The following is a 26,200-nucleotide window of genomic DNA, read 5'->3' on the forward strand; positions in this document are numbered from 1 at the left end:
AAAGATAAATCCGAACAATAGGTTGTTTAGTGTATATAACCGCTCCGGAAATATACTTCGCTTTCCGTGGGCGGCTGGCGAGCCTCCTCGCTCGTCCCGAGCTGCGGGGTCTCACCTATGCCTTCCTCCCACAGGAGTCTTCGTATATTCCTCCGCTAAGTTAGATCATTGTTCGTCTTTAGGTTTGATTGTTTTAGTTATGTCCCAGCCTCTTCCTCTCAAGTATGTTCCAATATAACTTTTTCAAAAAAAATATATCATTTATACCTGCATTATAAGTGGACATTCCAATTGCGGTATGATCGACCGTATCATTATACGTGCAGATTAAGTCGAAAAAGAAATAAGAGATTCCTATTTTAGATCTTTTGTTTGCAAAAGATAAAATGATCATCAGGATTCCAAACATGCAGATGATCTGAACGGTATCCTCGAAGCCACAACGTGCCCTTTATTCGTCTAAGATAAAAGCCTTTTGGAAAATTATCATCTTTATATAGAAATTCCGACGCTATTGTGACGGAGCCTGATGGTGCTTGATTTTGCTGTAAAGGATTCACCGAATTTCCTTCAGGCTGATCCAGATATTCTAGTCTAAGATAAGGTCCCAGCTCAAGCGGACACATTTCCAAACCTAGTTCCTTCGCTTTATTAAAAATCTGCTCTGTAGTAGCTCCATTAGGAAAGCCAAGGTTGCTAACAGTTAGCTCTACGGTCTGTAGGCTGTACTTTGTTTCAAAAGTCATAAATTTCTCATCAGCTATTAGCCTCTCTCCATACTCATTCATCAAGATAGAGGATTGTTGCAATTTTTGCAGAAGCTGCGATTTTGTGAGTCCCCCAACCTCTATTTTTCTAGTAATAACTGCACAATCAGGGTATTTTTTCTCATTTTCAAAATGCAATGGTATTCACTCCTTGCTGATTAGTATGTAAAACAAAAAACGATATAGTGTTAAATTAGTTTCCTTTCTCTTCTTCCTTCCAATACCCCTACTTTTTAACATAAGAAAAAAGAATAAGAAATAAGAATGGTAACCCAATTCAAATCCCTCATTCTTTTAATTTAAAGAAATATTCATTTTTTGGACACTCTTAACAACGACGGTGCCACTCCCATTGTTACAATACCAGCAAGGAGTGCCTCCGCAAGGCCATTTGTAAGAAACACCGTTAAAATCGCTTTATATATGGCACTCATGCTAGTTGCATTAATTGCTTGAGTATAGGCTTCATTAAATATCAAAGAGATTAAACCCATAACTAAAAATGTATGAATGAACGTCGTAAGTAAGCCAGTAAAAAATAAAGCCGGCTTTTGATTCGACTCATTCTTTTTTATTACTTTTTGAACAACCTTAAATAAATAGTAAGGAATAAATCCAATGATTACCCTTGGAACAATAGCAATAAACAACGCCCAAAAGCTTCCGTGACTTGTTCCTAAAACAGGAATGGCTGGTGAAAAAGCAAATGATAACAATGTGGGACTGATCGTATTCGTTGCAATACTACTGAATCCAAACATAAGCCCTAGAAAGGCACCGATTTTTGGCCCTAAAATAATTGAAGCTATAATGATTGGGATATGAATCAATGTCGCTTTAATTACACCTAAATGTATAAACCCAAATGGCGTAAAAGCAAGCAATAAAATAATAGATAAAAAAATGGCGGTTAAAGTAAAGTCTTTTAGTTTCACTTCTAACTCCTTTAGTGATCTAATTTTTTCATTTGCCTAGAGGCTTCAAAGCACGGATTACATTACAACTTGCTCCTATTTCCTCTTATTTCCTTCATATTAATTTATTTGTAACTTATATTCAAATGTGGTTATTCCATATTCTCTAAAAATGTTTGTTTAGTTGTTTTTATCTAAGTTTTCTTCCACGATCATGTTAGATGATGGAATAAATCTTTTCACTTCATTTTATTTTTCTTGTTACGTTTGATGGAAAATGCAGTCATTAACACCATGAAAACAGGCAATAAACTCCATAAAAAGTACCCCCAATTGTTTGTCATTAATGATAATACTAGGAAGAAAATAAGTGCTGAAATCGAAATATAAACGGTTCGTTTTTGAAGTTTATTCATATTGTATTCTCCTCTTTCAAAGGTTTTATTGAGTTAAACGAATTTATTTTATTTAAAGAATGATATTGTTCCTCAACAACAGGTATTCTCCTGCCAAAGAGTCCTAGCCCACTGCACTACTCTCTTCTACCTTTGCCGTTTGGATACCAACTATTTAGAAGTAGGCATCGACTTTTTAGCAGAGGGATAGTTGTTTAATTTTTGAATCATTATCTCATTGTACAATATAGTAGTTTCCATTAATGTATCTTATTGGTGAAAGGCATTAAGCGGTTATCACCTTTTATATTAATCTCTCTCAAATAAATTGTAGAGTAGAGAACTGATTTCAGTGAAATAGCTTACGCTATTTTCATCTTATTTCAGCTTCCCCTCATCAAACCGTACGTGAAGTTTTCCCTCATACGGCTTTCCGATGTTCTTCTTTCTTGTGCATTACGGATTATTCCTAGCCAGTTTCACAATTAAATGATTTATTTCTCCCTGTACTATCCTTAAATTACCATGTTTCCTTCTGATGTTTCTTTTCTTGTTGTAAAAGAGTGTGAGCCTTTCAAGTACATACCAGTCAATTTGATTTAGCCACTTGAATGCAATTGGAGAAATTTTGTAATAGTTCTTATAACCTTGCAGTATTCTATTAAGTCCTTTCACCAGTTCTTTAATGTCTAAATATAACTTATTTCTAGGTTCTGTGTATGCTTTAATCTTTGCTCTCATCTTTTTCATGGCATTCTTCTTTGGTATATGAGCCATAGCGTAAAAGGGTCTTCCACCTTTATTGTGTACCTCAAATTTTCGATTGTGGAAACCTAGGAAATCAAACCCTTCTTTATTATCGAACAAGTGAACTAATTTTGATTTGTCTCGATTGATAGTAAGGTCTAACTTTTTCATAATAGCCTTTAGTACTTGTATACCCGCAATCGCTTGTTGTTTTGTCCTTGTTAATATCACAAGATCATCGGCATAACGAACTAGTTCTCCTAGGTGATGGAATTTCTTTATCCAGAGCTTGTCCAATGTGTTCAGATAAATGTTTGCCAGTAAAGGAGAAATCACACCACCCTGTGGTGTCCCCGTCAGGGGATTTCTGACCTTACCCTCTTCCATTATCCCTGCTCGCAACCATTTGCGAATCAACTTTAAGACTCTACGGTCGTTAATTTTCTGTTCAATTAATTTTAACAACTTTTCTTGGTTTATATTGTCGAAATACCCCTGAATATCAACGTCTACTACCCAAGAACTTCTTTTGCTTGCCTCTCTTATGCTTGCCATTGCTTGGTGTGCATTTCTTTTAGGCCGAAATCCAAAAGAGCATTCTTGAAAGTCAGCTTCGAATATTGGTTCAACAACCATCTTCGTAGCCATTTGTACCACTCTGTCTTTTATAGTAGGAATACCTAATGGTCTCTTCTTTCCATTTTCTTTTGGAATGTACGTTCTTAAAACAGGGCTTGGATTATATTCATTTCTTTTTAGCTGAATATACAACTCATTTAAGAAATTCCTCTCCCCGTAGTTTGTAACGATTTCTTCAATCGTTTGTCCATCTACTCCTCCACTACCTTTCTTTCTTTTTACACGCTTCCAGGCTTCTAGTAATATATCAGGGCGATATATCTTATCATATAAAGCATGAAACTTACGTTTCGGATTCTCCTTGGCACAGAGATATAGTGTCTTCCAAAGTTCTTGAGCTTTTACATCGGTGTAGTTAGCTAATTTTATAGCATTCACTCACTCTTACCTCCTTCTAACACATGAACAAAGCAGAGGTCCTTCCCTATATCATGTTGTGCTGTCATGATAATCATTAGTACTATGACCTCCTCCGACTCCCTCTTTACAGTCCACCATTTCGCATTTGCTTATAGGTTTTCTCTCTCCTTAACCGTAAGGGTAAAGTAGGGTCTCCCCAGTTCCGATAATTACTTTCTTTACATGTCGCTCCCCATACCCCGAGAGATTCTTGAGTGTTGTACCAAGTTCTACACACCTTCCATGGTCTTCGCCCTTTGTCGCAAGGCTCGACTTCTCCTTGTCCTGTTTCCAGGTTGCATTGACGAGGCGGCAGGATTCACTTTATGTTACAACCTGTAAAGTTGCTGTCACAGGGCTTCAACCTTAGGATTACTCCACCAATTGCCTGTCAGCTACTAGGCGACTTGGCTCTTACCTAGACTGGACTTTCACCAGTTAGCAATTAACGGCTTGCCTGGGCACGCCAACAAGAAAGTGCATTAATCCTTCTTAGATTAATGCACCCTTTTTGTACAAATAAATAGATCATAAATTTACTTTGCTAAGTTTGGTGATACTCTTAATAATTGCCATAAAATCAGTATGTCAATTTTATATGCAGATGGTGTCCTTCTGTGCAATTTCCTCCCTGTCTATTTGACAGTAGAAAACGATATTTAAGCGCGGAAATCGAGAAGATGTCTTGTATCATATCGGCTAATCGCTAGATTCAATGTACAATTGAACTTCATTTCCTTCTACTTTGAAACTTCTCATACTTGGTTTACTCTCAAAATGAATTGCATTTAGGATAAGATTTTTTTGGACTAAGTCATAAAATTTATTCAATACTTTTTGAAATTGTATATCAGTCTGAACATAAAGATCTACCCTTAAATCAACTGGGAGAAATAATTCCTTCCGATATGTCTGAACAGCTCGAACAAATTCTCTAACTAATCCTTCCTCTTTTAATTCTTGTGTCAAATTAGTATCTAAAAGGGTTATGAATTTACTTCCTTCCAGAAATTCAAAGGCATCTCTTCCTTTTTTCTCAATAATTATGTCATTTATATTAAGAGCGATTGTTTCACCTGAATTTAACGAGAACTGTATTTCTTTTTCTTTAACCAATTTTCCCTTTTCTGTATCATCTAATTTATCCACTTTATTTTTAACTTCGCCCACGGATTTCCCCAACTTTGGTCCGACTATAGAAAAATTTAATTTGAAATCAAGTTGTATCAAATCTTGATAATCTTTTTTAAATTTAACTTCTTTAATATTCATTTCATCTTTAATAATAGGCGAATACTTTTCTAATTGAGTTAGTGAGAGATCTTCTGTCGGGATCACGAGTAATTGAGCTAATGGTTGTTTAGTTTTTATACCAACCGTATTCCTAAGGGATCTGGTTAACTCAATTATTTGTAAGACGGCATCCATATCTTTTTCTAATTTTTCATCAATAAGAGTTTCATCAGATTGAGGATAGTCAGATAAATGAACACTTTCTTTCACTAAGCTTGAGTAAATGTCCTCTGTGATGAAAGGTGTATAAGGAGCCATGAGCTGTGACAGCTTCTTCAATACCTCATACAAAGTGCTAAACGCTGACCTTTTATCATCCGTCATTCCACTGCTCCAAAAACGTTGTCTCGAACGTCTTACATACCAATTACTTAGTTCATCAATAAATGATGAGATGAATCTAGCTCCTCTTGTTATGTCATAATCATCTAAACTTTGGGTAACTTCCCTAATAACAGTATTAAGGCGAGATAGAATCCATTTATCTAGAGTCGTATACGTACCACCCAAATCATTATGAGGATTAAACTGATCGATTTCTGCATACATAGAGTAAAATGAGTGAACGTTTAAGAGTGTGTCGATAACCTTAGACTTTGCCTGGCTGACAGTCTTTTTAGAAAAGCGTTTATTGTTCCATGGAGAACTGTCAGCTAACAAAGCCCACCTTAGGGAATCAGCACCAAACTCATTTATTAGCTCAGTTGGGTTTAAAGCATTTCCCTTACTTTTTGACATCTTTTGCCCATTTTCATCTAGGATATGCCCTAAAGAAAGGACACGCTTATAGGGCGACTGTCCTGTAAACAGAGTAGAAACAGCTAATAAGCTGTAAAACCATCCTCTTGTTTGGTCTACCCCTTCAATTACTACATCAGCAGGAAATTGCTTCTGAAATGTTTCTTTATTTTCAAAAGGATAATGATACTGAGCAAATGGCATCGAACCACTATCAAACCATACATCAATAACTTCACTCGTCCTTTCCATCTTACCACCACAAGTACAAGATAATTGAACTTTATCTACATATGGTTTATGCAGGTCGATATCTTCTGGTAATTCATCTACAGAAAGTTTTATTAATTCTTTAATTGAACTTGGTGCTGCTTCTTCACCACATTCTTTACAAATCCATACATTTAGAGGGGTTCCCCAATATCTGTTTCTGCCAATATTCCAGTCAACCATATTATCCAAAAAGTTTCCAAACCTTCCATCCCTCATATGATTCGGGAACCATTGAACTCCTTGATTGTTTAATTGCATTTGCTCTTTTACCGCAGTAGTCTTAATGAACCACCCCTTCATTGCATAATAGAGTAAGGGGCTGTCACATCTCCAACAGTGTGGGTAACTATGTTCATATTTTTGTTTATCAAATAATAGGTTTTGTTTTGATAGCATTTTTATTATTTCTACGTCACAGTCTTTTACAAATTGTCCTGCAAGTGGAGTAATATAGTCCATGTAGCGACCTTTTGCATCTACAACATTAACGAAATCAAACTGATGATCCTGGATCGCTTTGTAATCATCTTCTCCATGGGCAGGTGCTAAATGTACAATTCCTGTTCCACTTGTCTCTGTTACAAAATCTGCTCCAAGAACTTTATGACCATTGGCAACAGTGACATAATTAAAAGGCGGTTCATAAGAAAGTCCAATTAAATCTTGACCTTTTATCACCTCAACCGTTTCATACTTTTCTTTCATTACTTTTGAAGCCAATGATTCAGCAAGTATGAATATTTCAGAGTCTTGCTTTACTCGTACATAATTCATATTGGGATTAACGGCCACGGCTACATTAGATGGCAAAGTCCAAGGTGTAGTCGTCCACCCTAAGAGGTATTCATTTTCAGTTCCTTTTAGTAGGAATTTAGCAGTAACGGATAAATCTATTACATCTTTATATCCCTGTGCCACCTCATGTGAACTAAGTGAAGTTTCGCATTGAGGGCAATAAGGAACAACTCGATGCCCTTTATATAAATAACCTTTATTATGAATTGTTGATAGGATATTCCAGACAGACTCAATATAATCGTTATTTAATGTTATATACGGATCTTCCATATCAACCCAGTAACCAAGAGCTTTGGTGAATTGTTTCCACTCATTTTCATATGCAAAAACACTTTCTTTACATTTTTGAATGAAATTTTCAATTCCGTATTCTTCAATTTGATCCTTACCACGAATATTTAACTGTTTTTCAACTTCCAACTCCACAGGTAGTCCATGTGTGTCCCATCCAGCTTTTCTTAAAACTTGATAGCCTGACATTGTTTTATATCTTGCTACAAAGTCCTTGATTGTTCTTCCAAGAGCATGACCTGCATGTGGTAAACCATTTGCTGTTGGCGGCCCTTCATAAAAAATATAGGTCTCTCTGCCTTCTCGATTAAATATTGAACGTTGAAAAGTCTCATCTTCTTCCCACTTTTTACGAACTCTTACTTCTCTTTCAACCGTTGATTCCTTCAACATCCACACCTCATTTCTCATTTTTATAAAAAAACTCGACCCTACATTTACGCAGGGTCGAGTTTATATCAGTATAAAACCTTCAATCAACGAAATAAAAAAAACCACAGTAGTGGTTGGTTTTCATCAGTTAATATCACACTACGTACTATCATACGTGTCCTAGGTATCGGTAGAATGCCGTCAAAGTTTAATGTACTTTCAACTTTGCTTCTCGGAGAGGATTTTCATTATGGTCTTAACGTTGACTTTCAGCATTTGTCAACTCTCTGTAGATAAGATAAGCATAACTACTCTTTCTCGTCATAGAATTCTGTATAAAATTTCCTTAACATTAACAAAAAGTAATTCATAAGTCAAATATGATTTTTAGACAAAATCTCATAAATCGGAAATGTTTATTTTAATTAGACAATTTTAACATTAATTGAGCAACTATTTCTACTTGCGTAGAGTGCTATCTGTAGACAAACCGCAGGAAGAGTAGTGTAATTCATTTTAACCTTCAAATTTAATCCATTACACTCTTTTGTTCTACCCGTCTATGTTTTATATACACGCTCACAAGTTTAATCGGTATATACCCTATCATTCCGCCAATGGTATTTAAAATCAAATCATCGACATCAAAACTTCCAAATCTAAAAATGAGTTGAAGCAGTTCGAATGTCAAACTTAAACAAAAAGTTGCAATCATAACCTTTTTAAAACTATGAAACTTGCTAGACAATAACGGAAGAATAAATCCAAATGGAACAAACCCAATAATATTTCCAGTTAGATTTTCAACCCGTATATTGAAATTTATATCATTCGCCAAAAACAAATAATACGTAATCGTCTTAAATGGAATAAAATTGTGGCTATTCCAGTACAGGCCCTCGTAGCTGAATGTAAAATGACCGATGATGTCTGGAGTAGTAAGGTATTTGAACAGAATTAATTTTGAAAGGATTAACAAATAAAAGCATAATGCAAATGTTAATCCTACTTTCATTACAATTTTCATATACGCTAACTCCCCGTTTTTAATCTTTCTATAACTTCTCTCCAAAATGGACTTCCAAAAGAATCAATTTTTGATTCTTCGGATGACACTTTCTTTTGGTAGAATGATGACACTTTTTATGATCTTTAAAAAGAAGAAACCAAGAATACTCCCAATAGTATTCAGAATGACATCATCAATATCAAATTGCCCAAGCTTTAAAACGATCTGTAATGTTTCGATTGTAAAGCTGATAACAATTGAAGCAACAATTACCTTCAAAAACCTGCTGTATCTTTTAAATAGCAAAGGAAGGAGAATTCCCAATGGCAGGAAAATTAAAATGTTACCTAATGTGTTATTGATGATTATGTCCATATTAAAACGTTCAGATCCAGTTATGTATTCAATCGTATTTTTAAACGGAACAATATTTGAATTTTGCTTCAAGAATTCTATATTAAAGTATCCCTCTGAATTTGATGAGGTAAAAACATATCGGTTCCATTCATATCCGTATACAGAATCCATAATACGTATGATAATTCTTCGAAATAGTAACATATATAAAACGAAAAAGGAGTATAAACCAAATAAAATCCATGTTACCTTATGGAATGGAAACAATGACTCTTGTAAAGCTATTGTTAATTGTTTTTGTTCCCCAAAACTTTCTAATGCCTTTTGTGTTGCTTCTTCCTCAGTAAAACCTTCATCTAAGTATTCATTCTTCAATAAATGAAGATGATCTCTCATTTCATCCATTATTCCTCTTTTTTCTTCCTCGTCACAATATAAATGGGTCACAATTTTATCAATATAGGTTTCGATTTTTTTATCCAAGCGACTCCCTCCGAACATACTTTAATTAAATTGCTAATTTGTTTCCATTCTTTTAATTTCTTATCTAATTCTTGCTTTCCATCTTGTGTAATCGTATAGTATTTCCTTCTTCCACCACTCTCTGAATTCCCCCAGTATGATTCAAGCCATTCTTTATTTTCTAACCGCTTCAAGGCGGGATATAACGTTCCTTCACTCATGTTATATAGTTCATTACTATTTTCTTTTAAGGTCTTTACAATTTCATAACCATACATATCCCTTTTATTTACCAATGATAAAAGGAGAATATCAATACTTCCTTTCATTATCTCCTTGTCCATGACTAAACCTCGCTTTCAAAACTAATCATATTTACATCGTAACACTATAATACATCGCATTACAATGTATAAAAAATTCTATCCACTTTTTTTATAAAATAAAAAACAAACATCCTCCGCAAACGTGTTCCTTCGAACCTCCGCACAGCAAGGGAATTTTAAAGGTTCAATCTCCCAGTTTGGCTAACATGTCGTAAATGGGAAATTAATTGTTCAAAATGACTTTACAGTTGATGTCGTAAAAAGGATATATAGAGACCCATACGCTAAAAAACATTTATTTACCAATATAGCTTTCTGTGCCGCTTGTGGTAGAAGCATTCACTACAAAGCCACGCGGAAGGGATATGTATGTGGCAACGATAATAGGCGTAAAGGCTTTCTATGTACTAACCAACACTTTAAAGAAACAGAATTAATGGATTTTACTAACGTTAGAAATAAAAAGCCTATTTCAACGCCTCATTGAAGACAATTTTATATTCATTCTTGAAAAAGAGGTCAATAGAATAATCATTGGATAAAGCACAATTATCAACGATTGAAAAGGAATTGGAGGCTTTGAGGAACGCTCTGCGGATTAAAGTAAGAAAAGAGATAAGCCTTGAAGAATATCAATAGTTAATTGAAGATAACAACCAAAGGATTAACAGAAATAACCACAATAAAGCAGTCAATCGAAGAAGCATTATATGAAGGCTCATCTCTTTTAACATTGATGGCATGAACAAAGAATTAGAAGATTTTATTGCAAATCCAACACTTACACCTTTATCCTTACACAAATTCATAGAACGTATTGAAATTAAAGAAGACAGAAGTCCGAGAATCTTTTACCGATTCTCAAACTCATACATATCTTCTATTTTTTTTCGAGTAACACACAGCACTCGACGTGTGTTTTGATAGAATGATGATACTGAAACGCGTAAATTCGATTTTGCGTAATGGTGTACCCCCTAAATTCAAGAGGGCCTAAATAAAATTTCCGTAACACTCACTTTGTTAGTTATTAACCTGTTTATAACAACAATACTTGTGAAATTAGATTCCACCAATAACACTAAAAGCTGCCTCGACTTTATCTTTAAAATCAGCATCAAACATATTACTCTTATCTAGTCTTATTGCATCCTCATCTTTCCATGTATACTTCATTAAGAATCCAGGACAGATGTTTAACTTATCATATCTCTTGTCTAAAATTTTTTCTTTAATTTTACTTCTATCCTCAGAGACAATTATCTTCTTGTCTTCTAATTCACTAAATAGATCAGAAAAGTCTGTTCTCTTAATTTGCTTTAAATTGGAATATTCCTTCTTCCAAAATCTTATATATTCTTCAAAAGAAAGTGTTCCTTCAAACCATAATAAATTACTTGAACGGTATGCGACATGAAAATTCTTTGATAATTGGAAACCTTGCTTTTGCAGTTCTAAGAGTTTTTCAACATCGAGTTTTTTGAATGTTTCTTTTGCAGCATTCATTGTATCTCCAGCATGTAGATTTGAAGGCAAAAGTCCAATGAAACATGATAATTTGAATACATTACTCCATTATAATTATAAAACTTTATGACACTAATTCAACCATTATTCCCAATGTCTTATATCCTTTAACAGCAAAGGTAAACAAATAGGGTAGTAATGCTGGAAAGTATGCCGTAATGCCTTATTGCGTAATAGACAATTACTGCGCAGTAAAGAACTTCATCTTTAGAGGACTTTGCGAAAATATGTACTTAAAGTAACGGGTTAGGTTACTTGAAGAAGCTTTGAATAAACAATGAGGGAATATATGAAAGTCACCCAATAACAAGGAGTTTATGAAAATGAGGCAACCTATCTTGGTTTAAATTTTGCATTAAAACTCAATAAATATTATACAGAGGATGAAGTTGAAATTGATTATGTTTTTTCAGATGAAGAAAATCGTAATGTAGTTAAGCAGAAGCATTTTACTACGCCCTATATTTATGAAGTTTCTGAAAATGGTCATCCTATTTGGCGAATGAATGAATTTCAAAAGATTCATTCACCACATAACTACGAAAAATCCAAAAAGACTTTTCTCTATTTATGTAACCTACTAAAAGAGTTACTTCCACAAGGTGATTATTGTGAAATCTATATTTGTTGGTTGGGTGAAGAAGATGAAGAGCGTGAGGATGAGTTGAAAATTGATTTAAATAATCTACAAATTGAAGCAATAGATATTTATGAAAAATGCTTTATCCGAATAGAAAACTAAAGGCTCATCTCATTCGGCTTAAATGAAGAAATAGAATTTATTATTTTAGATGATATTGATTACGGAAAAGAAGATGATTTTCCAGATTATGTTGTAGAAGAATTTCATTTTGACTTGGAAGAAAATGAAGAAATTGAAGTAGTCTGTCCTTTTTGCAATGGTACCATGCAACAAGCGAGAAAAAAGACCCAGTGAATAATCAACACTTGGGCCGTGGTTAAGTGGCGTTAGAAAACCTGTTATTCAACTGATCCAGTTCGCTTAATTTCCACCTTTATATTTGGTTTTATCTTTAGTGTTGAGAAATTTTGTCTTAAATCTTCCTCAGTTAAATGGGAATATTTTCTTACACTTCTTATTTTTCTTCCAATGCCAATGGGATCCGTATGTAAATTTTTTAATTCCTCAAGTATCTTTCCAAATTCTTTGTTTAGGGCTTCACTAATTAGTTGCTCCATTTTGTTTAGTGCATCTTTATTTTTCAAAGAAGTAGTGGGTTGAAATTCTAATGTTGAAACGGAAATCGTTGCATTTAAATGAACCAATTCTTCGTTCTTTATTTCAATGTTTCCTTTGTACTTTATTGGTTGAAGTGTAATCTTATAAATATCACTTTTAGGAAGGCTGAGTTCGGCCATACCCCTTTTCTCTATTTCTTCAGCAGCAATCTCTACAGTTATATCACCTAAAAATGCCTTATTATTTGTGAATAATTTTATGTAAAGGGTGTTAATCAACGAAATAGATCCTACAATTTTATCTTCTTTGAATAATGCAACACCATCTATAGAAGGTGCTACCCCATTTGCATTTTTAATCAAGGGTAGGGTAGGATCAATACCTATTTCATATAGTGTAGTAAAAAAATCATGTAAGTTGGAGTTGACTAACATTTCTTTCTTTTCATGTTTTTCCAATAGTTGATAGATATAGGATCCCATTTCCGAATATTCTTCATAGTTTGTATTGTTAATCGTCTCCTCAGCATTATCAGTAATGGCCAAAAAGATTAAAGAACTGATACTGCTATCTCGTTGCATTGTATCCAGAAAAGAAGAAATTCCTACTGTTTCTGCCATATTTTTATTAAATAGTATGGTCCTTAATTGACCAGACGTAATGTTATGGCTTGTTTGTTCCTCTAGTTTTTGTCTTATTTGTTTACTAGTCGTTCCTTCAGCTGAAAGGGTTACACTGGTCCTTTCTTCTTTTCGGTCAAATTGTAACAAACTGATAGTGCCTTTGTATGTATTGTCATCAAGCAAGTCATAACCCATAATCGTTGAAATCCCTTGCATTTCTATTATTTTTTCAGGGGCCATACATGCAGTACAAAGAAGAGAACACAGCAGAATAACAATTTTTTTCATTCTTTCAACTCCGTCTGGTACGAGTATTGATTTTTGATTTTATAATGGTTATTCCATACAAGAAAATCGGATAGATAAACCACAGGAAAAATCCAGTTTTGCCAATTTGATCAAAAAAATAATTATTATCTACTCTTTTCGTAATTAAAAAACTGCAGATAAAAAGGATAATGGAGATGAGCCATATTCCATATTTCTGTTTTATATGAAAAATCTGTTTAATACCCTTGGAAGAAATATATAGAGTGATACATAGGTTTGGAAAAATAACTAAAATCCATAACGGAACCGCAACAAATTCAAAGCGCTCAATAAATGGAAAATGGACCGTGCTAATCATGCTGACAACAGGCCATACATTCTTCTCTAATTCATTCGCGCTAAAAAATAAAATAGAAACAACAGTTGTTATTAAAACAAGGATGGTCGTAAACCAGACTGCTATTTGACTAAACAGCTGTAGTTTATTTTTCTCCTTTATAAATGGAAAAATAAAAAGTAATGTCTCGAAACCTAACATTGTATAACTGCTTTTGAAAACTCCTTTCATAATTTCTGAAGGAGTTGTCGTAATAATAGGTAAAATCCTAGTTAGATTTATGGTTTGAAGTGGTTGGTACACAACAAATAGCAGCCATATAGTCAATAAAAAGGATAAGAAGCAAACACCGGTCACTACTCTAAATCCGCCGGATACAGCATAAATGGTTATTATTAATAAAGCCAATACCCCGACCCATTCATAGACACCTTCATATCCCCATGTTAGTGACAACTCGACAAAACTAATGGTAATCGAATAATGGACGGCAATAAAGTAAATGACAATAAGGAAGTTAAAAATACTACCAATCAAGCGTCCGAATATATGTTCATGAATTTCAAAAAGAGTACCACCTTCATTTTTTTTTAGGATAGAAATCAATACCCATGTAATCAAGCTAACGAATAAACCAGATAGCAAAATGGATATCCAAGCATCTTTTTTTGATTCTAGATATATAATTCTTGGAAATCCAAGAATTCCCATACCGATTTGCGAAGTGTGTATGATATAAAACGCCATAAAGGCGTTAACAAAACGTATATTTGATTTCATTTTGCACCTCAAGATTCATCTAAATCTGTTATATTTTTTAATCGCTCCTTTAGGCGAATGGAGTCTTTTGGTCGATTTACTACCGGTCGCCTCATATAAAAATGGTGGGGGAGACGTATTAAAAAATATTGTAAATCTTTCATTCTTAGCGGATATAGGGGTGCAAGATAAGGTTTATTTAAAGAAGTTAATTTTAACAAGTGAACCATTAGAATACATATACCGACAATGATTCCATTTAACCCCCAAACACCTGCTAAAATAATGATTGGAAATCTAGCAATTCTGACAGCAGTGCCCATTTCATAAATAGGAGCCGAAAATGCCCCTAATGCACTAAATGCAACAATGATAATTAAAATATTGCTAGTTAACCCTGCCTCAACCGTTGCTTGGCCAATGACAATACCTCCAACAATTCCCATTGTTTGTCCTACTTTTGAAGGAAGACGGGCCCCAGCTTCTCTAAGTAACTCAATTAAAAATTCTAGTAAGAGTGCTTCTAATAAGGGTGGAAAAGGAACTTGTGAACGTGATTGTCCAATGATAAATAACAATTTAGATGGTATGAGTTCAAAATGATACGTCATGGCAGCCACATAAATGGCTGTTAAAAAAAGAGAACCTACCATAGCAAATAATCGGATGACACGAATAAATGTACTTAAAGACCATCTCAAATAGATATCTTCTGTTGATTCGAAAAATGAGAAAAAATTAGCAGGACCTATAATCGCTACTGGGCTACCATCTATAAAAACACCAATTCGCCCGTTTAAAATCGAGTAGATGAATCGGTCTGGGAGCTCTGTTAATATAAATTGAGGAAATAAAGAGTAATGATTATCTTCTAGGCATTGAGCCAAAACGGAACTGTCAATTACATTTTCTGTTTTTAATTGTTTAATCCTGTCCTTAAGTGTCTGAAGAGTGTCATCGTTCGCAATATCTTTTATATATACAATTCTTACTTGCTTTTGAACGCGTTCCCCAATCTTTATTTCATCCGTGCACAAATTATAATCTTTTAGATTTTGTCTGATTATCTTAACGTTAGAAGTTAATGATTCAGTGAACGAAATTTTAGGTCCATATACTAACGATTCTGTTTCTGCTTTCTCAATAGAGCGCTCAATGGGATTTGCGCAGTTCACAATGAATGCCTTTTTCTCATCTAAAAAAAAAATATAAGCAAATCCATTTAATAGGGAAGAGATTACCTCTTGTTCGTTTAAATTTGCAATTATTTCCCCTATAGGTATGTTTTTCATTAAATAGGTGTAATGTAAGTTTCCTACAGAAAGTTCTTCAATGTATTTAATGACATATTCATTTAGAATCTCTGGCTTAATTAAATTCTTCATAAAAATAATATGAATCCCCTCTTGACCAACTTCAAGCTTTCGACAGATCAAATCGGGTGATTCATTAAGAATGGATTTAATTTTTTCATAACCTGGGAAGTTGCCATTATTATGACGCTCTGTCATTCGTAACCTATCCTTCAACCGTTTTTAATAGTGTCTGTAAAAACAATTAATTTATCCAGAATATTTTATAGGCTTGGAGAGTTTTCCAGACCTTTTCTTATTTGTCAATTTGACGCTCAACTTCAGTACCGTCCAGAAAAGTCACAATTATTTTTTCTCCTTTAAATACCGTCATCTTTTCAATTAGCTTAAAGTACAAACCTATATCAAACTCTTTTAATGTTGTAGCTTCCTTAAAAAGCTCAATAAACTGTTCTGTTTTATATTTTTTAGAAGATCGTCGCTAACTTGCTCTCTCCACTTATTTAAAAAGTGATCTTTGTTTTCTAGTATGGCGTTAAATACATCTATAAAGGCTTGGTATAAAGTTGTATCGTCTATATGCTTATTCTCACAGCTCTTTTTACCTTTAATGGTGTATTTTTTGTTGCATCTCCATATTTTTCTTCGAAGCGTTTCGTTTGTAGAGTTCCAAACTTTCCTTCCAAATGGGCTGCCACAATGGCCACATATAACTCTTCCTGCAAAAGGATTCTCAATCGTAGCATAATCAACTTTTACAATCCCATGTTTCTCTGCAAAGGCCCGCCTTCTCTCCATCTCTAACTGTACCGCTTCCCACATATCTTTTGGTATGATTGCAGGATGACTTTCTTCAACATAGTATCTTGGAATTTGTCCGGTATTTTGTACTCTCTTTTTCGTCAGGAAGTCGACCGTATAAGTCTTCTGAAGAAGAGCATCCCCTTTATACTTCTCATTGCTAAGCATCTTCCTTATGCTGCCTTCATACCATTTGGCTTTGCCGTTCCAGTTTGGAATATTCTCTTCCTCCAGTTCTCTTGCTATCCTATTTGGCCCTTTCCCATCCAGATAGTCTTTATAAATCCTTCTAACTATCTTAGCTTGATTTTCATTAATGATAAGGTTTCCATCCTCATCTTTGTCATAACCAAGGAATTTTGTATGATTCACTGCTACCTTCCCTTGTTCAAACCGTCGCCTGATTCCCCAGGTAGAGTTCTCCGAAATAGATCTACTTTCATCTTGGGCAAGGCTTGAAAGGATACTTAACAAAACCTCACCCTTGGCATTTAATGTATTAATGTTTTCTTTTTCAAATCTTATTTCTACACCTATATTTTTAAGTTCTCTAACAGTTTGTAGCATCACTGTTGTATTTCTTGCAAACCTTGAAATGGATTTAGTGATGATAAGGTCTATTTCACCTTGATTTGCGAGCTCTAACATTCTTTTAAACTCTGGGCGATTCTCAGTAGTTCCACTAATTCCTCGATCTGCAAACCCCCCAACAAATTCATACTCTGGATTTGCCCCGATCATTCTTTCGTAATAACTAATTTGATTTTCTAAAGACTCACCTTGTTTTTCATGGTCAGTTGAAACTCGAGCATATGCACATACTCTTTTCTTTGACTCTTTCTTTACAGTAGGCTCTATGATTCTAACTCGCATTGGAGGTCCTCCTTTCTATCAATTTGGTACTAACATATATCACTCTGAAGGCCTAAATAGTCAAGTTAATAGAATCATTATTCAACACGACTACATTGTTACTGTCAATTTTGCTTCCTGTTAAATCTTGAGCCACTAATGATCCAATATCATCAATACCAAGTGCAAATCTGTTTCGTCAAACGATAATATGAAATATTTTTATATTTCATATTATCGTTTGACACGAAAACCTGCAGAAACTATTCTGCAAACCATATATTTATTTCACTCTTCTACAAAAAGGCTCCTCTTCCACTAAATTGCTAAACCATTTCCGTAAAACTCTACCACTCTTTTCTGCGTAAAAGTAGACCCCCTGGGGTCAAAAAATCCCCCGAACTATTAGTCCGAGGGAACATAAAACACACTTCAATATTTAGTTAGAAACCACTAAACCTATTGATACCAAGCTATTTCAACTCTATCAACGCAACTGTCTCAACGTGCGCAGTCTGTGGAAACATATCAACAGGCTGAATATATTTCACTTCATACATATGGCTGATCGCCTGCAAATCTTTTGCTAATGTAGAAGGATTACAGGAAACATAAATAAACTTTTTCGGTTTTATTTTTAATAGTGTTTGTAAGAATTTTTGGTCACAGCCAGTACGAGGAGGATCGACAATCACTACGTCTGGATGCCATCCTTGTTTCAACCATTTCGGTAAAATATCCTCCGCTTTTCCTGTTTCATATTTTGCCTTCTTAACACCATGCTCAGAGGCATTTTTCTTGGCATCTTCTATTGATTCAGGGATGACGTCCATTCCTCGAATTTCAGAGGCACCTTCTGCGAGCCATAATCCGATAGTTCCAGAGCCGCAATAGGCGTCTACGATTTTTTCCTTTCCAGTGAGAGCAGCGGCTTTTTTGACTTCATCATATAGTTTTACTGTCTGCTCGGGATTTAATTGAAAAAATGCACGTGCTGATAGCTCATATGTGAATTCATTCATTTTCTCATCTATGAATTCTTTTCCTGTAATATTGAGCGTTTTTTCGCCGAAGACGAGAGATGTTTGTTTCGAATTTATATTTTGCATAACCGATACAACTTCTGGGAGCCGTTTTTTGATTTCGGCAGCAATCATCTCCTTACGAGGCAGCTTCTCGCCTGCCGTTACGATGACAACCTGAACTTGGCCTGTTTGTACTCCTACTCTCGTAACAATTGTTTTAACAATTCCCTTTTTCGTTTTCTCATTATAAATAGGTACATGGAAATCTTCGAAGATTTGCTTTACTGCATTGTTTACTTTATTTGTTGCGGGATGCTGTACGATGCACTCGGGGACACTGATGAGTCGATGTGAATTCATACTGTATAATCCTGCAACAACTTTTCCGTTCATTTCTCGCAATTGAAATTGACTTTTATTCCGATATTTCCAGGGGTCTTCCATTCCAATTGTTTCTCTTATATCTAATGCCTCAATCGCAAATTTAGTATGTCTTTCCACAGCTTGTATTAAAATATCCCGTTTTTCCTTTAATTGTTGATCGTAGCGCAAATGTTGAAGTTGGCAGCCCCCGCACTGTTCGTATACAGGGCATGGAGCTTTTATTCTAAACGGAGACCGTTTTCGGACCTTTTTTACGATGGCTTCCGAAAATTTCGGGTGGACTTTTACGACTTCCACAACAACTTCTTCTCCCGGAAGCGCGCCAGGTACGAATACGACCTTCTTTTTAAAATACCCAACGCCTTCCCCATTGATGCCAAGACGTTTTATAGTAAGGGGAAATTGTTGTTTTTCTTTGATCAACGTTTCATTTTTCATAAAATCACTCATTCTACAATTAATTCCTTAATAGGCGGTTCGATACTTCTCCATAAATATAGTGAGGCATAGCTTAAATAAGGCTGCCATTCACTACTGTATTCCAACATCTCATCTTTCGTCGGCTTCCGATCAAGTCCATAAAGGTCTTTAATCGCATTTTGTAATCCAATATCAGCAAGGGGAAAAAGATTCGGCCTACCGAGTCCGAAAAGAAGAAAGCATTGAACTGTCCACGGCCCAATTCCGCGTATTTTTATTAATTCTTTCATTATTTCTTCATCTGAAAGCTTTGATAATTTCTCTAAACTAATTGCGCCATTAACTATTTGTTGTGCGAGACCTATAACATATTCTGCTTTTCGCTGACTAAATTTTAATGTCCTTAACTGATCTATTTCTATATTTGCAATTGTTTCAGGAGATGGGTAAAAATAAACTCCATTAATTTCGTAGCCAAATGTTTTAACGAACTCTTCTGTTAAAGAAATAGCAAATTTCATATTCACCTGTTGATGAATAATGGATTTTACTAATGTTCTAAAAGGTGAAAAGTCTAATACGATTGGAGTCCCTCGATGAGTTTCAAAAATTTTATTTAGGGATGTTGTTAAAAAATGAGTTTGGATATCATTTAATGATGTTTTCCACTGGAAAATATCAGATATCTTTTCAATCACATTCATTTTTGTACCACTATTTTGGCCACTTACAATAAACACTGGCACATCCGTCGTTCCAGTTGCCTTAATGGTTGCTACTTCAGGAATCGCAGCGTAAATCGGAACCTTTATGGAGCGTTCTTTCTGATTCATGATATTTAGCGGATCCATTGCAAGTCTATTTAAAGCTAAGTCAAAATCATACGGACCGGAAACTTCTATTATTTCTTGCCACACTGATATCTCCCCCGATAAATAACTGTTCACTTATTATAACATTGTGAAAGGAATTTTTTAACTAATGGGGAAATTAGGAGAAATTCAGAACTCAAACAGGATATATACCTTAACTTTTTATAATCAATTAATTTTAAATCCTTGCTTTTTAAGTAATGTGAAAGTGATTATTTTATGAGGAAGTTGCAATGTACTCTGATTGGCGAATATTTCACGTTCATGGGCACGATGAAACACCAATGTGACCGTAGCGAAGAATCTTCACATTGAAGCCTTCAATATGCCCTTAATGTCTAATATCCTCATCCACGGGCACGATGACATCACCATCACGGCTGCTTCGATCAACAAATTGCACCCTCACTAAATTCAATGAGCAATAATAGGATTTTTCACTTTTTCTTTCATCATATAATCGTCCAAGCTTTTAAATACGTAGCCACGCTTTTTTAAATCTTGTATTACTTTTTCGAGTGCGTCTGCGTTATCTTTTGATACAGTGTGTAAAAGCATAACTGCACCCGGATGGACTTGAGCCATTATATTATCGTAGGCATATTTCCATCCTTTTTGTTGATTTATTTGCCAGTCTTTGAATGCTAATGACCATAAAACATGGACGTAGCCGGCATCTAAGGCAACTTTAAGGGTGCGTTCACTTAATATTCCTCGCGGCGGACGTAAATATTGCATATTGGTTTGTCCTGTTACTTTTTCGGTTGCCTCTTTCACCTTCTTAAGCTCCATCCTTATTTTTTCATCGCTGATTTGCGTCATGTCTGGATGGCTCCACGAATGGTTGCCAATAATATGTCCTTCATTTGCCATTCGTTTTGCTAAGTCTGGGGCACTATCTAAGTAGTGGCCCGTCACAAAAAAGGCAGCTGGAACTTTTTCTTTTTTTAAAACATCGAGAATTTTAGCTGTATAACCATTTTCGTAGCCATTATCAAATGTTAAATATAATATTTTTTCGTCTGGACTTCCTTTGTAAAAGGCGCCATATTTATCAAGAAGGTCATCATATCGCGCCCCTGCATCCGCTTGTTTTTCGTTGGATCCCTTTTTAAATCCCCAATGAATCGGTTGATTTGATATGGCATTAGTAGTGGCTGCGTGAAAAAACATAAGCATTATAGCTGGAAAAAGGAGTAGCCATTTTTTCATTTTCTTTCCGCCTTTCGCTCTTTTTATATATATTTTTCCACATCATTAAATTCATGCCTGACAATAAAAGGGACAGAATCAAATGAATAAAATCATTTGATTCTGTCCCTTTTGATTCTCTCCCTCAATTTGCTGTGAAGGAAAAGGATAGATGATCTTGAATGGGGAGCCAAGCCCCGATTTTTTGGGAAGTTACGTTTTTGACGACGATTTTTCGTTTTGTTCCTCGTATGACTAAGTACACTTCCCCGTAAGTTACTTCTCCTTTTTCAATCAAGGCAGGTACATAGGCATGTAAATATCCAATTCGCTTTGGATGGATATTATAAAATTGAGAGTGTTTCGTACCAGCGCCAATGACGGTTTCTGTAGCGACAGGAAGATTCGTTTTCTCCATCGCTTTAATTAGGATCATTTTTTGAACATCCTCTGGATGAGGAACTCTGCCTGTTAATCCACCTTTAATCCTCTTTTGAGCTTGCTGTACATAATTGATTTGGTGGTTTATTTTCCCTACTGTATTATCATAAACATTCGTATTGATTTTTTGGTATTGCCAATTCGGAAGCGTTTCATGTGATTTGTAATTTAATGGCCATTCCCCCATAAAAATCGTTGCGCGCACCCCAATGGAAAGTGGCGACTTGTTAATGGAGGATTCATTTAAGATACGAATTAAATTAGGGTTCTCGATTGCTTCGTTCGATGACTTAAACAATTCTTTCGTAAAATTGCTTGGCTTTAAATAGATTAAGTCTTCCATTTCATTTGGAATCGTATTTTCCTTTGCTATATTTATTACAGATGATGGCAATTGAAAAGAACCTTTCGATTGCTCTTTAGCAAATGTAAAGTCGGCAGGTCCTGCTACAATTAAAAGTAAAATGAGCATTAACTGCAATCCATAGCGATTATATTTCATAAAGGCAAACTCCTTTCATTATTTACCTTTATGTTTTTCCGAAAGCAATCTGTTTATCCAACATTAGAGTAAATAAAAGCCGATTCCCATAATAAAATATGCTGCAAGCAAGGTCGCCCCTTCAAACCAGTTCGATTCCCCATCATTTACAATCACAATTGTTAATAAAACAGAAGTTACCATCGCCACTATTTCAGGTATGGTGAAAACGAGAGGCATGGAAACTGGAAAAAACAACGATACAAGCACAAGAATAGGAGCAACAAACATAGCAATTTGGAGAGTAGATCCTACTGCAATTTCTACTGCCACATCCATTTTGTCTTTGAATGCCATTAAAATAGCTGATGCGTGTTCTGCTGCATTTCCAACTATCGCGACTATGATTACTCCTATGAACAGCTCACTCCAACCAAATTTTTCTCCTACTTCATGAAACGTATGAACAAGTTTTTCTGAAGTATAAGCAACCGCTAATGTGGCTAGTCCCAAAATGATAGTGGCCTTGCCTATTTTCCATTCTGGTTCCTCGTGTTCTATATTTTCTTCTGATTCCTTCGTATTATAGACACCCCTATGTGTGACTAATTTGAAATACAGGGCAGCTATGTAAAGGATCATCATAATTATAGATACACCGATACTCAACGATATGGTTTTAGTCTCATCCATACCTCTTGTAAACATTTCGGGAATAATAAAGGCAACAATAACCGCAAACATAAGTAAGCCTGAGTTATGTCTCGCATCGAAAACATTAAAGTTTTGGCGTTTAAATTTCAAACCGCCAAGAAAAAATGATAAACCCGCTACAAGTAAAAGGTTTCCAATTACGGACCCTGTTAATGAAGCAAGCACGATACTAATGAGTCCCGCCTTTAATGCAAAAATTGAAATAATTAACTCAACAGCGTTTCCAAAAGTGGCATTCAATAACCCGCCAATCCGCGGACCTGCCACAATCGTCAAGCTTTCTGTCGCTCTTCCCATGACACTGGCAAGGCTGATGATAGTTAAGCAGGATATAATGAACATGAGAACACTTGGAAAATGTAATAAAGATCCTATAACAACTAAAGGAAAGCCTATTACAATAACGATCATAAATATTTTATTCATTCACTCAAATCCTCTCCACATCTTGCCCACTAGTATTGCCTACTTCGGTAGGAATTTTTCATTAAAATTCTTCATGATACAGGCTCTTTTTGCTAATTCGAATTAAAGGAATATTAGATTTTGAATGAGAAAAGAGCTTCAATTTTTATAAGAACCGCACAACTCACTAATTAAGCATATAAGCTGGCTTTTACAAACTACACACACTAAGTAATATTAACAGTCATCCTTTTTAGGAAATAGTGAATTGATTTCTCCACCCACCATAATAATGATCGCCGAAATATAAAACCACAACATTAATATAACGATTCCTCCAATACTTCCATACGTAGAAGTATAATTTCCGAAATGAGAAACATAAAAAGAAAAACCTAATGAGACAATAATCCAACCAATACTCGAGAAAATGGCTCCCGGAACCGCTGTAATACATTTTATTTTTATGCTTGGGGCTAAATAGTAAATAGCTAAAAATACGATAAATAATATGACTGGACTTAGTGCCCATCGGATGACACCCCAAATGTTTAAGAACATATCCGAATAGCCAAATGTTGAAAAAAGGAATATTCCTATTTGTTTTCCAAAGACAGGTAGTAACAAGGCAAGAATAAAGACGAAAATCATTGCAATAGTAAAAACAATTGCGAGAGATCTTGTAACAAAAAATGGACGTTTTTCTTTTACTTCATAAGCCCGATTCAATGATTTCATTAAGGCATTCATTCCATTTGAGGCAGACCACAGGGTCCCTATAATACCAACGGTCAAGAGACCACCACTACGGTTTTGCATCACTTCATTAAGAGTCTTTTCAATCATTGCAATGGTTTCAGCTGGAGCTATATCTTTTATTAAGTTAAAAATATCTTGTTGAGTTAAAGGAGTAAAAGGAAGCAGTGAGACAATAAAAAATAATAATGGAAATAGAGACAGTAAAAAGAAATAGGCTAATTGTGCAGCCATACCAGCAACATCATTATCCATTATTTTTTTAATCAAAACTTTCGTGAATTTTAGCAAGTGATTCTTTTCTTTTCTAATTTTTAATCGTGTCTTCCCCATAATAACACCTCAATATGTTAGTCAAGCTTGATATATGTTTTACCTTTCTTGGCAGCTATAAAACATGAATAAAAAGAAAAGCAAAGCTCATTGCTCATTGTCGAATAAATTTCGGGACTGCAACAAGTGATAAAGTAGGCACTATGTTCTAAATAAGTGGAAGACGCTAGAGCTAGACTACACAACCTATAGTTCAAAATTAGTAATTTGAATAAAGCTTCTTGACATACTGTTACATTTTTCAGAATAATTTAAGTGGAGACAAGATGAAAAGGAGGGAAAGACTATAATGGCAGATAAAGAATCGATGTCAGATAAGATTTTGAAAGTGTTGGAAACAATTAGTGGCCATGTATGGGGAATACCGTTACTCGTCCTTATTGTTGGTACTGGAATCTATTTAACTGTTAGAATCGGATTTTTACAATTAAGACTTCTCCCGTATTCATTGAAACTTGCATTTAGCTTTAAACAGGATAAAAATTCCGAAGGAGATATTTCTCATTTTCAAGCATTAATGACAGCGCTTGCTGCTACAGTCGGAACCGGGAATATTGTTGGAGTAGCTACTGCAGTTGTTTTTGGTGGACCCGGAGCAGTGCTTTGGATGTGGCTTTCAGCATTTTTCGGAATGGCAACAAAGTATGCCGAAGCTATTTTAGCAGTAAAGTATCGCGTTATAGATGAAAAAGGTGAAATGTCAGGCGGACCAATGTACTATTTAGAACGTGGATTAAAACAAAAATGGTTAGGAGTCTTATTTGCCATTTTTGGAGCAATAGCTGCATTTGGTATTGGCAACCTCGTTCAATCTAACGCAGTATCAAACGTCGTCAACACTACTTTCCATGTACCCCCAGCTGTGACTGGACTTGTGTTAATGATTTTTGCGGGACTTGCTATTATCGGAGGAATAAAAAGTATTGGAAAAGTAACTTCCTTCTTTGTTCCTTTCATGGCAGTATTTTATGTTATTGGCGGACTTATTGTTTTAGTGATGAATGTTCAATTAATACCAGATGCTGTCGGTATCATTATTTCAGATGCATTTACTGGAAAAGCTGTCGCAGGTGGTGCAATTGGTGCTGTTATTCGATATGGTGTTGCTCGGGGAGTCTTTTCCAACGAAGCAGGTCTAGGTTCAGCACCAATTGCCGCTGCAGCTGCCAAAACAGACATGCCTGGCCGGCAAGCCCTTGTTTCCATGACTCAAGTATTTATAGATACGATCATTATTTGTTCCATTACGGGGATTACCATTGTAATGGCAGGATTATACAGCGATGCGGCCATACACCCCGGAGACTTGACCTCTGTTTCATTTGCGCACTTTCTCGGAAATACGGGTTCAATCATCGTAGCTCTTGGTCTATTATTTTTTGCTTCCTCTACGATTATAGGCTGGTCGTATTATGGTGAAAAATGTTTTTCCTATTTATTTAAAGCAAAGGTAGTTATCTATTATCGAGTCGCTTTTGTACTCGTTGTTTATATCGGCGCTGTCATTGAATTAAAAATCGTTTGGACGTTTTCAGATATAATGAATGGCTTAATGGCGATTCCGAACTTAATCGGTCTTCTCGGTCTCTCAGGAGTAGTCATTCATGAAACAAGAAAAGTAATAAAAACAATTAAAGAGGAAAAGGCAGAAATGAAAAAGTCCGTATAAACTTTACCATACCTTTCTAAAATTTTTAGGAAAGGTATTTTTTCAT

The 26,200-nt window shown here is 35.1% G+C and carries 22 protein-coding genes; 3 read left to right on the forward strand and 19 right to left on the reverse strand.

The features are described 5' to 3' along the window. Positions 1 to 359: 359 nt before the first annotated feature. The 8 genes from KHA96_RS18125 to KHA96_RS18160 all read right to left on the reverse strand — a co-directional run bounded on the left by KHA96_RS18125 (position 360) and on the right by KHA96_RS18160 (position 9,798). Positions 360 to 905: a helicase gene (locus tag KHA96_RS18125; protein WP_213130747.1), complete on the reverse strand. Its 546-nt coding sequence runs from the start codon at positions 903 to 905 to the stop codon at positions 360 to 362. Between the two features lie 173 nt (positions 906 to 1,078). Further along, on the reverse strand, positions 1,079 to 1,702 hold the full coding sequence (locus tag KHA96_RS18130) for an ECF transporter S component (protein WP_213130748.1): 624 nt from the start codon (positions 1,700 to 1,702) through the stop codon (positions 1,079 to 1,081). A gap of 218 nt (positions 1,703 to 1,920) precedes the next feature. Further along, the gene (locus KHA96_RS18135) at positions 1,921 to 2,097 is read right to left on the reverse strand and encodes a hypothetical protein (RefSeq protein WP_213130749.1); all 177 of its coding nucleotides are present in this window, start codon (positions 2,095 to 2,097) and stop codon (positions 1,921 to 1,923) included. A 435-nt stretch (positions 2,098 to 2,532) separates the two neighbouring features. After that, a complete protein-coding gene (gene ltrA, locus KHA96_RS18140; protein ID WP_213130750.1) occupies positions 2,533 to 3,840 on the reverse strand; it encodes a group II intron reverse transcriptase/maturase in 1,308 nt (435 codons plus the stop codon). A 720-nt stretch (positions 3,841 to 4,560) separates the two neighbouring features. Then, positions 4,561 to 7,647 carry an isoleucine--tRNA ligase gene (gene ileS, locus KHA96_RS18145; protein WP_249315733.1) on the reverse strand — a complete coding sequence of 1,029 codons (3,087 nt, stop codon included), beginning with the start codon at positions 7,645 to 7,647 and terminating at the stop codon, positions 4,561 to 4,563. A 508-nt stretch (positions 7,648 to 8,155) separates the two neighbouring features. After that, entirely contained in the window at positions 8,156 to 8,653 is a 498-nt protein-coding gene (locus tag KHA96_RS18150) for a VanZ family protein (RefSeq protein ID WP_213130752.1), read from the reverse strand. 63 nt (positions 8,654 to 8,716) lie between these two features. Next, on the reverse strand, positions 8,717 to 9,475 hold the full coding sequence (locus KHA96_RS18155; protein ID WP_213130753.1) for a VanZ family protein: 759 nt from the start codon (positions 9,473 to 9,475) through the stop codon (positions 8,717 to 8,719). Beyond that, the gene (locus tag KHA96_RS18160) at positions 9,436 to 9,798 is read right to left on the reverse strand and encodes a PadR family transcriptional regulator (RefSeq protein ID WP_213130754.1); all 363 of its coding nucleotides are present in this window, start codon (positions 9,796 to 9,798) and stop codon (positions 9,436 to 9,438) included. The genes KHA96_RS18155 and KHA96_RS18160 overlap by 40 nt, the downstream gene beginning before the upstream one ends. Positions 9,799 to 10,087: 289 nt before the next feature. On the opposite strand from KHA96_RS18160, the gene KHA96_RS23140 reads away from it, so the two are divergent. Then, the gene (locus KHA96_RS23140; RefSeq protein ID WP_349305812.1) at positions 10,088 to 10,267 is read left to right on the forward strand and encodes a recombinase zinc ribbon domain-containing protein; all 180 of its coding nucleotides are present in this window, start codon (positions 10,088 to 10,090) and stop codon (positions 10,265 to 10,267) included. A 575-nt stretch (positions 10,268 to 10,842) separates the two neighbouring features. Here the strand turns inward: KHA96_RS23140 and KHA96_RS18170 are convergent. Beyond that, the gene (locus KHA96_RS18170; RefSeq protein ID WP_197414482.1) at positions 10,843 to 11,286 is read right to left on the reverse strand and encodes a hypothetical protein; all 444 of its coding nucleotides are present in this window, start codon (positions 11,284 to 11,286) and stop codon (positions 10,843 to 10,845) included. A gap of 523 nt (positions 11,287 to 11,809) precedes the next feature. Between KHA96_RS18170 and KHA96_RS23145 the strand changes: the two genes are divergently transcribed. Further along, on the forward strand, positions 11,810 to 12,049 hold the full coding sequence (locus KHA96_RS23145) for a hypothetical protein (RefSeq protein ID WP_249315734.1): 240 nt from the start codon (positions 11,810 to 11,812) through the stop codon (positions 12,047 to 12,049). A 239-nt stretch (positions 12,050 to 12,288) separates the two neighbouring features. Here the strand turns inward: KHA96_RS23145 and KHA96_RS18180 are convergent, their stop codons facing one another. From KHA96_RS18180 to KHA96_RS18225, 10 genes are all read right to left on the reverse strand, one after another. Next, positions 12,289 to 13,419, reverse strand: a complete 1,131-nt coding sequence (locus KHA96_RS18180; RefSeq protein ID WP_213130755.1) for a Ger(x)C family spore germination protein — start codon at positions 13,417 to 13,419, stop codon at positions 12,289 to 12,291. A 4-nt stretch (positions 13,420 to 13,423) separates the two neighbouring features. Beyond that, a complete protein-coding gene (locus tag KHA96_RS18185; RefSeq protein ID WP_213130756.1) occupies positions 13,424 to 14,518 on the reverse strand; it encodes a GerAB/ArcD/ProY family transporter in 1,095 nt (364 codons plus the stop codon). Positions 14,519 to 14,526: 8 nt separating this feature from the next. Further along, on the reverse strand, positions 14,527 to 16,008 hold the full coding sequence (locus tag KHA96_RS18190; RefSeq protein WP_150930342.1) for a spore germination protein: 1,482 nt from the start codon (positions 16,006 to 16,008) through the stop codon (positions 14,527 to 14,529). 216 nt (positions 16,009 to 16,224) lie between these two features. Further along, the gene (locus KHA96_RS18195; protein WP_213130757.1) at positions 16,225 to 17,484 is read right to left on the reverse strand and encodes a recombinase family protein; all 1,260 of its coding nucleotides are present in this window, start codon (positions 17,482 to 17,484) and stop codon (positions 16,225 to 16,227) included. A 452-nt stretch (positions 17,485 to 17,936) separates the two neighbouring features. After that, positions 17,937 to 19,310: a 23S rRNA (uracil(1939)-C(5))-methyltransferase RlmD gene (gene rlmD, locus KHA96_RS18200; RefSeq protein WP_213131086.1), complete on the reverse strand. Its 1,374-nt coding sequence runs from the start codon at positions 19,308 to 19,310 to the stop codon at positions 17,937 to 17,939. Between the two features lie 8 nt (positions 19,311 to 19,318). Then, positions 19,319 to 20,209 carry a DNA-3-methyladenine glycosylase family protein gene (locus KHA96_RS18205; RefSeq protein ID WP_213130758.1) on the reverse strand — a complete coding sequence of 297 codons (891 nt, stop codon included), beginning with the start codon at positions 20,207 to 20,209 and terminating at the stop codon, positions 19,319 to 19,321. A 369-nt stretch (positions 20,210 to 20,578) separates the two neighbouring features. Beyond that, positions 20,579 to 21,343 (reverse strand): delta-lactam-biosynthetic de-N-acetylase, encoded by a 765-nt coding sequence (gene pdaA, locus KHA96_RS18210; RefSeq protein WP_481748255.1) that lies wholly within the window; start codon positions 21,341 to 21,343, stop codon positions 20,579 to 20,581. A 157-nt stretch (positions 21,344 to 21,500) separates the two neighbouring features. Continuing rightward, complete coding sequence (locus KHA96_RS18215) at positions 21,501 to 22,298, reverse strand: YfkD famly protein (protein ID WP_213130760.1); 798 nt, start codon at positions 22,296 to 22,298, stop codon at positions 21,501 to 21,503. Positions 22,299 to 22,361: 63 nt separating this feature from the next. Continuing rightward, complete coding sequence (gene cax, locus KHA96_RS18220) at positions 22,362 to 23,417, reverse strand: calcium/proton exchanger (protein ID WP_213130761.1); 1,056 nt, start codon at positions 23,415 to 23,417, stop codon at positions 22,362 to 22,364. A gap of 216 nt (positions 23,418 to 23,633) precedes the next feature. Further along, positions 23,634 to 24,485, reverse strand: a complete 852-nt coding sequence (locus KHA96_RS18225; protein WP_213130762.1) for a YihY/virulence factor BrkB family protein — start codon at positions 24,483 to 24,485, stop codon at positions 23,634 to 23,636. Between the two features lie 307 nt (positions 24,486 to 24,792). Between KHA96_RS18225 and KHA96_RS18230 the strand changes: the two genes are divergently transcribed. Continuing rightward, positions 24,793 to 26,154, forward strand: coding sequence for an alanine/glycine:cation symporter family protein (locus KHA96_RS18230; RefSeq protein WP_213131087.1), 1,362 nt, complete (start codon positions 24,793 to 24,795; stop codon positions 26,152 to 26,154). Positions 26,155 to 26,200: the final 46 nt, after the last annotated feature.

Source organism: Bacillus sp. FJAT-49711 (assembly GCF_018343715.1).
GTDB lineage: Bacteria > Bacillota > Bacilli > Bacillales > Bacillaceae_C > Lederbergia.

Excerpts from the sequence above, each read along its gene's own strand:
- KHA96_RS18180 (WP_213130755.1), bottom strand. The coding sequence starts at position 13,419 with ATGAAAAAAATTGTTATTCTGCTGTGTTCTCTTCTTTGTACTGCATGT.
- KHA96_RS18230 (WP_213131087.1), top strand. The coding sequence starts at position 24,793 with ATGTCAGATAAGATTTTGAAAGTGTTGGAAACAATTAGTGGCCATGTA.
- KHA96_RS18225 (WP_213130762.1), bottom strand. The coding sequence starts at position 24,485 with ATGGGGAAGACACGATTAAAAATTAGAAAAGAAAAGAATCACTTGCTA.
- KHA96_RS18170 (WP_197414482.1), bottom strand. The coding sequence starts at position 11,286 with ATGAATGCTGCAAAAGAAACATTCAAAAAACTCGATGTTGAAAAACTC.
- KHA96_RS18135 (WP_213130749.1), bottom strand. The coding sequence starts at position 2,097 with ATGAATAAACTTCAAAAACGAACCGTTTATATTTCGATTTCAGCACTT.
- rlmD (WP_213131086.1), bottom strand. The coding sequence starts at position 19,310 with ATGAAAAATGAAACGTTGATCAAAGAAAAACAACAATTTCCCCTTACT.
- KHA96_RS18195 (WP_213130757.1), bottom strand. The coding sequence starts at position 17,484 with ATGCGAGTTAGAATCATAGAGCCTACTGTAAAGAAAGAGTCAAAGAAA.
- KHA96_RS18185 (WP_213130756.1), bottom strand. The coding sequence starts at position 14,518 with ATGAAATCAAATATACGTTTTGTTAACGCCTTTATGGCGTTTTATATC.
- KHA96_RS18190 (WP_150930342.1), bottom strand. The coding sequence starts at position 16,008 with ATGACAGAGCGTCATAATAATGGCAACTTCCCAGGTTATGAAAAAATT.
- KHA96_RS23145 (WP_249315734.1), top strand. The coding sequence starts at position 11,810 with ATGAATGAATTTCAAAAGATTCATTCACCACATAACTACGAAAAATCC.
- pdaA (WP_481748255.1), bottom strand. The coding sequence starts at position 21,343 with ATGCTTATGTTTTTTCACGCAGCCACTACTAATGCCATATCAAATCAA.
- ileS (WP_249315733.1), bottom strand. The coding sequence starts at position 7,647 with ATGTTGAAGGAATCAACGGTTGAAAGAGAAGTAAGAGTTCGTAAAAAG.
- KHA96_RS18150 (WP_213130752.1), bottom strand. The coding sequence starts at position 8,653 with ATGAAAATTGTAATGAAAGTAGGATTAACATTTGCATTATGCTTTTAT.
- KHA96_RS18215 (WP_213130760.1), bottom strand. The coding sequence starts at position 22,298 with ATGAAATATAATCGCTATGGATTGCAGTTAATGCTCATTTTACTTTTA.
- cax (WP_213130761.1), bottom strand. The coding sequence starts at position 23,417 with ATGAATAAAATATTTATGATCGTTATTGTAATAGGCTTTCCTTTAGTT.
- KHA96_RS18160 (WP_213130754.1), bottom strand. The coding sequence starts at position 9,798 with ATGGACAAGGAGATAATGAAAGGAAGTATTGATATTCTCCTTTTATCA.